Source organism: Synechococcus sp. CBW1002, assembly GCF_015840915.1.
Lineage (GTDB): Bacteria > Cyanobacteriota > Cyanobacteriia > PCC-6307 > Cyanobiaceae > CBW1002.
The window spans coordinates 1,405,032-1,417,302 of sequence record NZ_CP060398.1; the positions used below are offsets into that span (position 1 = coordinate 1,405,032).

General features: G+C 66.7%; 13 protein-coding genes. 7 read left to right on the forward strand and 6 right to left on the reverse strand.

Features of this window, described 5'->3' with window-relative positions; all coding sequences use genetic code 11:
• Positions 1–12 precede the first annotated feature (12 nt).
• Together H8F24_RS06655 and H8F24_RS06660 are read right to left on the reverse strand one after the other, a co-directional pair.
• The gene (locus H8F24_RS06655; RefSeq protein WP_197157498.1) at positions 13–1,401 is read right to left on the reverse strand and encodes a glycosyltransferase family 2 protein; all 1,389 of its coding nucleotides are present in this window, start codon (positions 1,399–1,401) and stop codon (positions 13–15) included.
• A gap of 24 nt (positions 1,402–1,425) precedes the next feature.
• On the reverse strand, positions 1,426–2,904 hold the full coding sequence (locus H8F24_RS06660) for a SpoIID/LytB domain-containing protein (protein WP_231598156.1): 1,479 nt from the start codon (positions 2,902–2,904) through the stop codon (positions 1,426–1,428).
• 273 nt (positions 2,905–3,177) lie between these two features.
• Here H8F24_RS06660 and rpmI point away from each other — a divergent pair, with 273 nt between their 5' ends.
• The 3 genes from rpmI to H8F24_RS06675 are packed head-to-tail and all read left to right on the forward strand — an operon-like array spanning position 3,178 to position 4,350.
• On the forward strand, positions 3,178–3,375 hold the full coding sequence (gene rpmI, locus H8F24_RS06665; protein WP_197157494.1) for a 50S ribosomal protein L35: 198 nt from the start codon (positions 3,178–3,180) through the stop codon (positions 3,373–3,375).
• A gap of 55 nt (positions 3,376–3,430) precedes the next feature.
• Positions 3,431–3,778, forward strand: coding sequence for a 50S ribosomal protein L20 (gene rplT, locus H8F24_RS06670; protein WP_197157492.1), 348 nt, complete (start codon positions 3,431–3,433; stop codon positions 3,776–3,778).
• A 17-nt stretch (positions 3,779–3,795) separates the two neighbouring features.
• Entirely contained in the window at positions 3,796–4,350 is a 555-nt protein-coding gene (locus H8F24_RS06675; protein ID WP_197157490.1) for a tetratricopeptide repeat protein, read from the forward strand.
• 169 nt (positions 4,351–4,519) lie between these two features.
• On the opposite strand, the gene H8F24_RS06680 is transcribed toward H8F24_RS06675, so the two are convergent.
• On the reverse strand, positions 4,520–5,083 hold the full coding sequence (locus tag H8F24_RS06680) for a hypothetical protein (RefSeq protein ID WP_197157488.1): 564 nt from the start codon (positions 5,081–5,083) through the stop codon (positions 4,520–4,522).
• A gap of 210 nt (positions 5,084–5,293) precedes the next feature.
• The gene (locus tag H8F24_RS06685; RefSeq protein ID WP_197169629.1) at positions 5,294–6,430 is read right to left on the reverse strand and encodes an IS5 family transposase; all 1,137 of its coding nucleotides are present in this window, start codon (positions 6,428–6,430) and stop codon (positions 5,294–5,296) included.
• Positions 6,431–6,620: 190 nt separating this feature from the next.
• On the opposite strand from H8F24_RS06685, the gene H8F24_RS06690 reads away from it, so the two are divergent.
• From H8F24_RS06690 to H8F24_RS06705, 4 genes are all read left to right on the forward strand, one after another.
• Positions 6,621–7,367 (forward strand): thiazole synthase, encoded by a 747-nt coding sequence (locus tag H8F24_RS06690; protein WP_231598244.1) that lies wholly within the window; start codon positions 6,621–6,623, stop codon positions 7,365–7,367.
• 121 nt (positions 7,368–7,488) lie between these two features.
• A complete protein-coding gene (gene psb34 / locus H8F24_RS06695; protein WP_197157487.1) occupies positions 7,489–7,656 on the forward strand; it encodes a photosystem II assembly protein Psb34 in 168 nt (55 codons plus the stop codon).
• A gap of 92 nt (positions 7,657–7,748) precedes the next feature.
• Positions 7,749–8,951, forward strand: coding sequence for an NAD-dependent epimerase/dehydratase family protein (locus tag H8F24_RS06700; protein WP_197171521.1), 1,203 nt, complete (start codon positions 7,749–7,751; stop codon positions 8,949–8,951).
• A 4-nt stretch (positions 8,952–8,955) separates the two neighbouring features.
• Positions 8,956–10,104: a glycosyltransferase family 1 protein gene (locus H8F24_RS06705; protein ID WP_197172079.1), complete on the forward strand. Its 1,149-nt coding sequence runs from the start codon at positions 8,956–8,958 to the stop codon at positions 10,102–10,104.
• A 22-nt stretch (positions 10,105–10,126) separates the two neighbouring features.
• Here H8F24_RS06705 and mrdA read toward each other — a convergent pair whose 3' ends face one another.
• Positions 10,127–11,887 (reverse strand): penicillin-binding protein 2, encoded by a 1,761-nt coding sequence (gene mrdA, locus H8F24_RS06710; protein WP_197157483.1) that lies wholly within the window; start codon positions 11,885–11,887, stop codon positions 10,127–10,129.
• A gap of 3 nt (positions 11,888–11,890) precedes the next feature.
• On the reverse strand, positions 11,891–12,259 hold the full coding sequence (locus H8F24_RS06715) for a hypothetical protein (protein ID WP_197157481.1): 369 nt from the start codon (positions 12,257–12,259) through the stop codon (positions 11,891–11,893).
• Positions 12,260–12,271: the final 12 nt, after the last annotated feature.

Genomic DNA, 12,271 nt, shown 5'->3' on the forward strand with positions numbered 1-12,271 from the left:
GCTGGAGGTGCTCTAACTGCTGACGGCCTCTTCGACACTGGCGTCATCGCCGAGGTGCAGGGTCTTGACCCAGACCAGGCGCTTCGGCAGCACAGCCATACGCAGGGTCACCCAGGGGATCACCACGAACCAGTGCACTAGATAGAGGATGCCCAGACCCATGGCCAGCGGACCCATGGCCGGCAGGGCAGGCCCCTCGCTGGGACGCCGGCAGCCGCTCACGATCGCCAGGCCGGAGAGACCGAGGGCCACGATCGAGAGCGGCCAGATCGTGGGCAGGGTGCGGGTGATCAGAGCGCCGGCCAGATCCGCGATCGAGACCACCGGCAGCATGTACTGCAGGAGGAAGAAGCAGGTCAGATCAAGTTTCTGGCTGAAACGGAGCGGCCCGAACACCAGGCCCTGGCCGTAGTCGAAGAAGCGTTGCAGGCCCCCTTCCGCCCACCGCTGCCGCTGGCGCCAGAGGGCGGCGAGGCTGAGCACCGCCTCCTCCTCCACCGGCGGATCCCAGAACACGCCGATCGGCTGGTTGGCCAGCAGCAAGCGGAAGCTGAGATCGAGGTCGTCGGTCACCGTGGCCTCGTTGAAGCCGCCGCAGGCCTGCACGGCTTCGCGCAGCAACAGCTGGCCGTTGCCGCGCAGCTCGGGCACACCGCCCACCGACAGGCGCCCCTCCTGGATCACCGCATCGAGTGCCATCTCCATGGCCTGGGCGCGGGTGAGCAGGTTGACAGGGCCATTCACCACCGCCTTGCGCAGCTGCACCGCCGACCAGCCACCGGCCTCGGCGGCGGGAATGACCCTCTCGAGCAGGTCAGGCTGCAGGCCGGCATCGGCATCGAGCACCAGCATCCAGCGGCCCCGCAGCTGGGTCATCACCTCGTTGAGGGCGCCCGATTTGCCCCCACCCGCATCGCGGGGGCGCCGCAGCACCCGCAACAGCGGCGTGGTCTGCTCCAGCTCCCGTAGCAGCTCGGGAGTGGCATCGTCGCTGCCGTCGTCGATCACCCAGAGCCGCAACTGGCCCTCCGGATAGCGCAGCTGCCGGATCCGATCCACCAGACGACCGATGACGGCCTGCTCGTCGCGGGCGGCCACCACAAGATCCACTGCCGGCAGATCGATGGCTGGCAAGTCCCCCGCAGACGCGTCCACACTGCGGCGAGCCTGACGCAGAGCCTGGAGCAGCACCGTGCGCAGGCTGTAACCGCCCAGCAGCACCGCCAGGCTGAGCGCAGGCAGAAGGCTGCGCTCAGCTGCCAGCCAGTGGGGTGCGAGCCCGGCCCAGGTGCAGCCCAGCAGGAACAGTGCCGATTTGGCGCGGCGATCTCTGCCAGTGCTGGCAATGCCAACGCCGGCATTGGCACTGTCGCTGGCAGTGGCGCTGTCGCCGGCAGCCATGGACACCCCGTGAGTGGCCAGACTTTAAGGGTGACGCTCCGGAATCACAGGCGGAGCCTCGGACTGAAGACCCGTCAGCGGCACCAGTGCCGTGCCCGGGTAGTAATGCTGCAGGATCCGCTGCAGGCCCCAGCCACGGCGCGCCAGATCAATGGCGCCGGCCTGGGACAGGCCGGCGCCATGGCCGAAGCCGCCCCCCACGACACGCCACTGGCCCGCCGCCACGGGCCGCACCTCGAACAGGGTGCTGGGCAATGTGCGCAGGTTGCGGCGGATCGCATCGAGCCGCAGCACTGTGGAGTCGCCACTGCCGACAATCTCCAGGGCCAGCACCCGGCCACTGGGGCCCCGCTCCAGCACCCGCACACTGCGCGGCTCACCGAGCCTTGGGGCCACTCCGCGCAGAGCCGCACTGATCTGGGCGGCGGTCAGCTGGCGCTGCCAGCGGAAGACGGGATGGCTGGCTCCATAGGCGGCCCCTCCCTGGCGCAGCAGCAGGGCAAGGCCCTCCTGCTGAAGAGGCAGCGGCAGTGAGGCCTGCAACGCGGCTGGTCCATCCACGAAAGACTGCAGATACGGGAGAGGCTCTCCACTCCACCCTTCCTCGAAGCCTGCCGCTACCCCACCGTTGGTGGCGTGATAGACGGCATGAATCGGCCGGCCGGCGTAACTGAGCACCTGGTGGCGGGTGCTGGCGATCGCCTGGCGAACCGCCGCGCCGGCCTGGCGTGGATCGCTGTAGACCTGGCACTGGGTGTCAGCACAGAGGTGATAGCCATCCACCCCATAGCGATGCTGGTTGCGCAGCGCCCAGGTGCGCGCCAGCACGGCCTGGGCCGCCAGGGCTGCTGCCGGCGAACCGGCTCCGATTTCATGGGGCACCACGCCCTCGAGATAACGCTCGAGCGGCGCCTCCTCCAGCAGTGACCAGCTGCCGTAGGCATCGGGTTGCAGGCGGAAGGGACCGCCGTACACGCCGTTCTGCCAGCGCAGCCCACCAGGGGCCTCGATCCGGATCGGCTCCTGAAGTGGCCGTGCACCGTCGGCCGGCCGCAGCTCCGGTACCCAGCGACCCGGCAGCCGGCGTTCCTGCAGCCGGGGATGCAACCCCAGGGGTGGCAGGGCGGAGGCGGGTGCCCACACCTCCCAGTCGCCCGGGTGCGCGATCACGGCTGCCACACCAAGCTGGCGCCACTGGTCAGCAGCCTGCTCGGCACTCTCGAAACTGGCGAACGGCCCGAGCACCTGGCGCCGCCAGATCCGGGGCTGGGCCAGGGGCTGCCAGCGCCAGTGCACCAGCAGATCGGCCCCCTGGACTCTGTGGCCGGCCGCATCGGTGAGGATGAGGCCACCGCGGGCGCTGCGCAGCCGCAGCGGCGGTGGCACCGGGCCAGCAGCCTGGCTTGCGGGGGCGAGCCGGGCGGCCAGGGCCACCCAGAGACGCGGATCCCGTGGATCGGGGTTTGGCGGCGGTGGCACGGGCCAGTGCAGTTCCGACTCCATGGCCACAGTCCCCGGCGGGGGTGGAGCCGCCGGGACCGCCATGGTGGGACCTGCTGCCGGGGTTGATGCGGATGAGGCGTGATCGGTGGGAAGCGAGGCCCGGCAGCCCCCTCCAGCCAGCATGAGGGGCACCAGTGCACTGACCGCGAGACCCCGCAACGGCGGTGAAGAAGAGGCAAGGAGACGGGGGGCTGCAGCCATGGATGAGTTGGGTTGCTTGGCGAATGGGAGGTTCGCGTCGTACTTTGCTTGTTTGCGTCCGCGCCGCGAGACATGCCGAAGCTCAAGACCCGCAAAGCTGCCGCCAAGCGGTTCAAGGTCACCGGCAGCGGCAAATTCATGCGCCGGCGCGCCTTCCACAACCACCTGCTCGATCACAAGAGCCCGAAGCGGAAGCGCTATCTCGGCACGATGGCCGTGGTGGATGAGCGCGACGCCGAAAACGTGGCCCGCATGATGCCTTACGCCTGAGCCAGCAGCGTCCGGCTCGCCTGATTCCTGATCCTTTTCAACCCGATTCCTCCCCATGGCCCGCGTCAAGAGGGGCAACGTAGCCCGCAAACGTCGCAATAAGATTCTTCGCCTGGCCCGGGGTTTCCGCGGCGGTAACGGCTCGTTGTTCCGCACCGCCAACCAGCGGGTGATGAAGGCTCTCTGTAACGCCTATCGGGATCGCCGTCGCCGCAAGCGCGATTTCCGTCGTCTCTGGATCGCCCGCATCAACGCCGCCGCCCGCATCAACGGCCTCAGCTACAGCCGCTTGATGGGTGGTCTCAAGAAGGCAGACGTGCGTCTCAACCGCAAGATGCTGGCCCAGCTTGCTGTGGTCGATCCCAGCAGCTTCTCCAGCGTCGCCAGCGCCGTCAAGGCCTGACGGCGGCGGTCGGCCCGATGGATCTTCTTCTGCCTCAGGCTTACCTGCTCGGTCTGGTGGTGCTGCTCGGAGGTGCCGCTGTCGTGGTGACCCGCCAGATCCTGCGGGTCCGGCGGGATGAGTCAACCCTGGCCCGGCTTGAGGGTGCGGGAGTCGAACAGGATGCTGCCAATCTGTACGAGCTTGGCTCCGTGCAGCTGCGCAAACGGCTCTATGGCCAGGCGGTTGACACCCTGAAGCGGGCCCTCAAACAGGTGGATGGCGAACAATCCCCTGGTGAGGCCAGGGCTCTGATTGCCAACGCGATCGGCTTCGGCCTGGCTGCTCAGGGACAGTACAAATCCGCGATTCGTCATTACGAATCTGCTCTGCGTGCCAAGCCGGATTATCCGGTGGCACTCAACAATGTCGCTTTCGCCCTCGAGAAGCAGCAGAAACTCGAGGAAGCCTGCGAGGCCTACAAGCAGGCCCTCACTCTCGATCCCTCCAACAAGACGGCCCTGCGCCGGTTGAAGCGACTGGAGCGCAGTCAATCAGCTCTCAAGACCAGCGTTCCCAATCCAGAAACCTGAAGCTGTCACTCCCTCAGTGCAGCCGTCGGGACTGCTCATCTGTCTGCGGCCACAGAATCCAGGCGCTGCCCACAGAGTCCAGTCACCGAAGTGCTCGCCCAGGGGTCGACGAGGCCACGGCCACCCCATCAGCAGGGCAGCCTGGGCCTGCGCTCTCGACTTCAGTCAGTCACCAGAGTCCGCGGATCGGCGTCCTTACGGCGGCAGGGGCTGCAGGCATGGAAACGTTGTTCACGGCAGGCTGCAGCTCTAAGCGACCTCCCATGCCGGTGAGGCGGGGGGCGTTCCATCCACTCAGCTGAAGACCCTGCAGCCCCTGGAACTCGCCACCGGCCTCCAGGCCGGCAACGTCGCATTTGCTGCAGAGCAGCAACAGATCAATCTGATCAGACTTGGCATTGAGATTCCCCTGCACAGGCCAGGTGACGGAGCCCACGGTGATCTGGCCACGCAGGTCGACCATCTGGCCGATGGCGGTGGTGGAGGCCAGGCGCAGATCCACGGAAACCGGAGCACCGCCGAAGGGCTGGTAGCTCCCGACCCAGTCCCGCGGCATCTGCTGGGCCATCACCAGGGCCCGGGCGATCGGATCAAAGGTCTCCACCGGCTCAAACACACCCAGGACCGGGGAGGACCCATAGGGCGCGGGCGTGGTGAAGGGAACGAAGTCGTTCCGGGGCGGGGCCGGCGTCGCCGTGAGAGGCATGGCGGCCAGCAGCAGGGCGAGCGGCATGGAATGGAGTGGATCGTGAGGTCCAAGGCTATAGGAGTTTGCGGAAAAACCGCCTGAGAAGCAGCGTTTTTCCCTCCTGAGAGCTGGTGCAGCTCATTTCGGTCTGGTTTTCAGAGTTTCAGCGGCTCAGAGCTCCCCTTTTGGTGTGTTTTGCCCCTTTGGGGCTCCCTGATCACTGCCGTCTGGGCACACTTCTGGGCAACCACCTGTTCACGCCGCCGCCATCGCCGGTTTGAGCAGGTTGCCCAGGCGGATCAGGTTGTAGGCGATCACATTCAGGCCGAACACCGCACTCACCTTCTCGGTGCCGCGCAGCTTGAACTGGCGCAGACCTCCCCACTGTTTGATCCAGCCAAACACCTTCTCGATGCCGCGGCGGGCATGGATCGACTTGGCGTAGCCCACGTGGCGGGTGGTGCGGCCATCGATGGCGGAACCACCAGATCGGGCGGTGTTCTGCACCACGTGCGGCGTCACGCCGATGCGGCGCATCTCGGCGACAAAGCCCCTGGTGTCGTAGTGCTTGTCGGCACCGATGGTTTTCTGGTGGGCACCGGGACGATCCGCGGCCATGGCTTTGGCGGCATCCCGCTCCCCGGTGCCCGTGGCTTGCGTGACCTTGCAATCGACGATCAGGGCATGGCGGTTGTCCATGAGCACATGACCCCGGTAGCTCGGTTGAGCCGGGTGGGCGTTGGATTTCCGGGCCAGCAAGGCGTCGGGATCACTGCCGGAGCGGTGGGTCTTGTTGCTGAGCTTGATGCCTCGGAAATCCCCTTTCGCTCGCTTCTTGCCGGGCTTTGGAGCGCCAAAACCCTCGCCAGGGCCTGACGGCGGTGGCGGCGGATCGTCCTGCCCATCGATCCGCTCCAGTGAGGCATGGGAGGCCCAGGCCTGCAGCAAGGTGCCATCGACGGAGAAGTGCTCGTCACTGAGCAGCGGCTTGACCTCCGGAGCACCCATCAGCTTCTCCAGGAACTTCCCCATCACCTGCTCGTTCAGCAGCCGCTCCCGGTTTTTTGTGAATGTGGTGGGATGCCAGATCGGATCATCTGGGCTCAGCCCCACAAACCAGCGGAACAGCAGGTTGTAGTGGAGCTGCTCGAGCAGCAACCGCTCCGAGCGGATGCCGTAGAACGCCTGCAGCAACGAGGCCAGCAGCAGTTGCTCCGGCGGCACTGATGGCCGGCCTTCTGCGGCGTACAGATCACAGAAGGTGGGATTGAGGCGATCGAGGGCCTGATCGGCCAGCTTGCGGATCCGCCGCAGCGGATGGCCGGCCGGGATCCGATCCTCAATCGACACGTAGGAGAACAGGGAGCCGCTGCGCTCCCGTTGACCTCGCATCTGGGCTGGACAGCTGGCCCATTCTCGCAGAGATGGCCGGGTTTTTCAGCAAACTCATAGGCGGGAACCCCCTCGCGATACGGTCGATGGACCAGCTCGCCTGTTTGATCCGGCCGTGTCCCAGCCTGAGCCCAGTAACCCTCCGGCCGATGCCCTGGTGATCGGCGGGCGCACGTTCCGCAGCCGCCTGATGACCGGCACCGGCAAATATCCCAGCCTGGCGGTGATGCAGGCCAGCCTCGAAGCCAGCGCCTGCGACATCGTGACCGTCGCCGTGCGCCGGGTGCAGAGCGTGGCTGCCGGCCATGAGGGGCTGATGCAGGCGATCGACTGGCAACGCCTCTGGATGCTGCCCAACACCGCCGGCTGCGCCACCGCAGACGAGGCGGTGCGGGTGGCCCGTCTGGGCCGCGAACTGGCCAAGCTGGCCGGCCAGGAAGACAACAATTTCGTGAAGCTGGAGGTGATTCCAGACCCGAAACATCTGCTGCCAGACCCGATCGGCACCCTGGAGGCCGCCGAGCAGCTGGTCAGAGAGGGCTTCACCGTGCTCCCCTACATCAATGCCGATCCTCTGCTGGCCAGGCGGCTGGAGGAGGCCGGTTGCGCCACGGTGATGCCACTCGGGTCACCGATCGGTTCCGGCCAGGGCATTCGCAACGCTGCCAACATCGCCCTGATCATCGAGAACTCCGGCGTTCCGGTGGTGGTGGATGCCGGCATCGGAGTTCCCAGCGAAGCCGCCCAGGCCATGGAGATGGGGGCGGATGCCCTGCTGGTCAACAGTGCCATCGCCCTGGCAGGGAATCCAGCGGCGATGGCGAGGGCCATGGCCATGGCCTGTGAGGCTGGCCGGGTTGCCCATGCCGCCGGCCGGCTGCCGGTGCGGCCGGACGCAAGGGCCAGCTCACCACTGCAGGGCCGGGTGGGCAGCTGATGCCTCGACTCGCATCGACTCCAGGTGCCCCGGGGTCAAGAGCCGTGAAGTTCCATAGAGGAAGCGAAGATCCTCCCGTCGCGGTCCATAGGGTGAGTGCTCTTACCTACTCGAGGGCGTCATGCAGGTCACGGAAGAAGACGGTGGGCGACTCAACGCCTTCGCCAAGGAGCCGCGGATGGAGGTGATGGAAGCGGGGGAGGGCACCAGCCGCAGCTCCATGGCCCTGATCGTGGGTGGCAGCGTTCTGGTGCTGTTGCTGGTCGCAGTCGCGGTGGGCATCAGCTGATCCGTCACCACGGACCGGCCAGTCGGGATCCGGGCCGGATGCCTGTAGTAGCTTGCCATCCGGAGCACGTGCTCGTTCAGCAGGAGTCTGGCGTGAAGGTTTTCGTTCTCGGTGGCGACGGCTTCTGCGGTTGGCCCTGTGCGGTGAACCTGGCGGACGCCGGCCACGATGTGGTGATCATCGACAACCTCAGCCGCCGCAAGATCGACATCGATCTCGAGGTGGAGTCGCTGACGCCGATCGCGACGATCGGCGACCGCCTCAAGGCCTGGCAGCAGGTGGGCGGCAAGGCGATGCGGTTCGTCCACCTCGATATCGCCCACGAGTACACCCGGCTTCTGGATCTGCTGCGTGACGAGCGGCCGGCGGCGGTGGTGCACTTCGCCGAGCAGCGCGCCGCTCCTTATTCGATGAAGAGCAGCGCTACCAAGCGCTACACGGTCGACAACAACGTCAACGGCACCCACAACCTGCTGGCCGCCATCGTTGAGAGCGGCCTCGACATCCACATCGTGCACCTGGGCACGATGGGCGTGTACGGCTATGGATCCCACCGCGGTGCCACCATCCCCGAGGGTTACCTCACGGTGGAGGTGCCCCAGCCCGATGGCAGCCGCTTCACCGAGAAGATCCTGCACCCTGCCAGCCCTGGCAGTGTGTACCACATGACCAAGACGCTGGATCAGCTGCTCTTTCTCTACTACAACAAAAACGATCAGATCCGCATCACCGATCTGCACCAGGGCATCGTCTGGGGAACCAATACGACCCTCACGGAAAAGGATCCGCGCCTCACCAACCGCTTCGATTACGACGGCGACTACGGCACGGTGCTGAACCGTTTCCTGATGCAGGCAGCGATCGGCTACCCCCTCACCGTGCACGGCACCGGCGGCCAGACCCGCGCCTTCATCCACATCCGCGACTCGGTGCGCTGCGTGCAGCTGGCCCTGGAGAACCCCCCTGAGGTGGGCGAGAAGGTGAAGATCTTCAACCAGATGACCGAGAGCCACCAGGTGGGCGAGCTGGCTCGCAAAGTGTCAGCGCTCACCGGGGCGGAGATCAACTACCTGCCCAATCCCCGCAATGAGGCGGTGGAGAACGACCTGATCGTCGACAACCGCTGCTTCATCGAACTGGGCCTCAAGCCCACCACCCTCGACGACGGCCTGCTGGCGGAAGTGGTGGATGTGGCGCGCCGCTGGGCGGATCGCTGCGATCGCAGCCGCATTCCCTGCGTGTCCGCCTGGACCCACAAGCAGGCTGAGGCCATCCACAGCGTGCCGGTTGCCTGATCCCTTGAAGATCGCCTTCTTCACCGAAACCTTCCTGCCCAAGGTGGACGGGATTGTCACCCGCCTCACCAAGACCGTCGAGCACCTGGTCGCGGCCGGCGACCAGGTGGTGATCTTCTGTCCGGAGGGAGCACCGGAGTCCTACAGGGGAGCCCAGGTGGTGGGGGTGCCGGCGATGCCGTTGCCGCTTTACCCGGAGCTGAAGCTGGCCCTGCCGCGGCCAGCCGTGTCGGAGGCCCTGGAGAGCTTTGCGCCCGATCTGGTGCATGTGGTGAACCCAGCCGTGCTGGGGCTGGGCGGCATCTGGCTCGCCAAGACCCGGGATATCCCCCTGGTGGCGAGCTACCACACCCATCTGCCCAAATACCTCGAGCACTACGGCATGGGCATGCTCGAGCCCTTGCTGTGGGAGCTGCTCAAGGCGGCCCACAACCAGGCCCGGCTCAATCTCTGCACCTCCTCGGCCATGGTGGAGGAACTGAGCGAGAAGGGGATCCAGTCCACCGCCCTGTGGCAGCGGGGTGTGGATACGGACCTGTTCCGTCCCGAGCTGCGCAGCCCGGCGATGCGGCTCCGGCTGCTGGATGGCCGAAGCGATACCGGCCAGCTTCTGCTCTACATCGGCCGCCTCTCGGCCGAGAAACAGATCGAGCGCATCAAGCCGGTGCTGGAGGCTCTGCCCGACGCACGCCTGGCGCTGGTGGGGGATGGCCCCTACCGCAGCCAGCTGGAGCGGATCTTTGCCGGCACCCCCACCAGTTTCGTCGGCTACCTGGCTGGGGAAGAGCTGGCCTCTGCCTATGCCAGCGGCGATGCCTTCCTGTTCCCCTCGAGCACCGAAACCCTGGGACTGGTGCTGCTTGAGGCCATGGCCGCCGGCTGTCCGGTGGTGGGCGCCAACCGCGGCGGCATTCCCGACATCGTGACCGACGGTGAGAATGGCTGCCTCTATGAACCGGAGGGCGCCGACGGGGGAGCCGCCAGCCTCACCGCCGCGGTGCAACGCCTTCTCGGCGATGCCAGCCGACTGGAACAGCTGCGCCGCAACGCTCGCCAGGAGGCGGAGCGCTGGGGATGGGCCGGTGCCACTGCCCAGCTGCGGGCGTACTACCGCCAGGTGCTCGGACATCCGCAGCTGCAGCTGGTGGTCTGAGTTTCAGGAGTTCTGGTGAGACTCAGCTCTTGCGGCCGGTTGGCTGGGGAGCCGAACCCTTGAACCAGGTGGTCATCAGCGCCTTCACCATCGGAGCCGCCACAGTTCCGCCATAACCACCGCTGTTCTGTCCAAAGGCAATGATCACCAAGGTGGGCTTGTCGGCGGGGGCATAGCCACCGAACCAGGCATGGTCAGGACGGGGGGGATCTTCACCGGTGCCGGTCTTCCCGGCCACCGGAGGCAGGGAAGGGTCATTGAGGAGCGTGGCGGTGCCACTGGTCACCACATCGCGCAGCCCCTGCCGCAGCACCCGCAGGGTGTCGGGCCGCAGGCCGATCCAGGTGCGTGGTGTGGAGCGCTCCACCAGGTGGGGCGTCACCAGCCAGCCGCCATTGGCCACCGCCGCATAGAGCCGTGCCATCTGGATCGGCGTCACCGTCACCGCCCCCTGGCCAATCGCGGAGGTGATCGTGTCCACGGGGGTCCAGGGTTCGCCCAGCACCTCCTTCTTCCAGGCCTGGTCCCCCAGCAGGCCCGGGGTATCTTCTTCGATCAATTCCACGCCGCTGAGACTGCCGAAGCCCATGCGGCGGGCCGCCTTGAACAGCTCATCGGGTCCCACCTTGAGGCCCACCTGGTAGTAAAAACTGTTACTGCTCACTGCCAGGGCAAAGGGAAACCCGATCGCCCCGAAGGCGCCATGGTCGGCGTAACACTGCCCGTAGTAGCAGAACGAGTTCATCGTGGGCACCTTGGAGGCCGCGGTGTACTTACCCGATTCGATCCCGGCGATCGTGGTGACGGTCTTGAAGGTGCTGGCCGGGGGAAATCCCTGGAAGGCCCGGTTCAGCAGTGGCGCCTCCGGACGGTTGAGCGCATTCCACTGGGCCGTGGTGGGCCCATCCGAAAACACGTTGGGATCAAAGGTGGGCCGGCTGGCCAGGGCACGGATGGCGCCGGTCTGAGGATCCATCGCCACGATCGCCCCCTTGCGCACGCCGTCCAGGGCCCGTTCGGCGGCGCGTTGGAGGTCGAGATCCAGGGTGAGGCGCAAGTCCTTGCCTGCCTTGGCGGGCTTGTCTCCGAGCACGCGCTGCACCTGACCGGCGGCGTTCACCTCCAGCTGCTGGCCACCCCATTCGCCGCGAAGGTGCGACTCATACACCTTCTCGACACCGCTGCGGCCGATGCGGTCGCGGATGCGGTATCCCTCGCTGCGCAGCCGGTCGTATTCCTCGCCGGTGATGCCGCTGGTGTAACCCAGCACATGGGCGGCCAGGCTGCCATTGGGATAACTGCGCAGCACGTCAACGTCCACCTCGGCGCCGCGCAGCCGGTCAGCCTGTTCGCGGAAGCGCAGCACCTGCTGGGGGGTGAGCGGACCGGCCAGCTCGATGCGGTAGCCCTCCGGGTTGGCGCCACTGCGCCGATTCTCATCGAGCTCAGCGGCGCCAACACCCATCACCTGCACCAGCTGATCGCGCAGCGCCGGCCACCGGTCATCGTCCACCTCCCGTGGCTGGATGTAGAGGTTGTAGGTGAGGCGGTTGGTGGCCAGGACGCGGCCATGGCGATCCAGCAACCGACCCCGCATCGGGCTGCGGGGCATCAGGCGGATGCGGTTTTCATCAGCCATCTCGCGGAATTCGGGGCCGTGGAGCAGCTGCAGCCACGCCAGCCGGGCCCCCATGGCGCTGCAGCAGGCCAGCACGAGCAGCAGCAGCCAGAGGGGCTGCTGGCCCATGCCGGAATGGCGTACTGAAGCCGGACCCATCGCCATCGATCAGGAGGCCGAGTCGTCAATCCTCTGCTCCAGCAGCCGCAATCGCCCGGAGATCCGCTCCAGGGTGCGGGCCAGAGCTGCATCATCCACCGCCGTGGCCGCCGATGGCTCGGTCGGCACATCCCGCACCTCCACCTTCATCACCGGATTGCCGAGGCCGGGCTGGACGCGGTCGAGACCCTCACGCACCTGGCTGGCCACCGGCTCCCCCTCTTCGCGCAGCTGGCCAAGCGGGTCATTGGTGTCGTTGAAGGCGGCCATCACCTCAGCCGGACCGCCCTTGCGGGCCCGTTCCACCACGGCCAGGCCAACCGGCAGCACGTCCTGCATCAGGGTCAGCCGCAGCGCGTCGAAGGGATCGGCAGCCATTGAGGGTGCGGG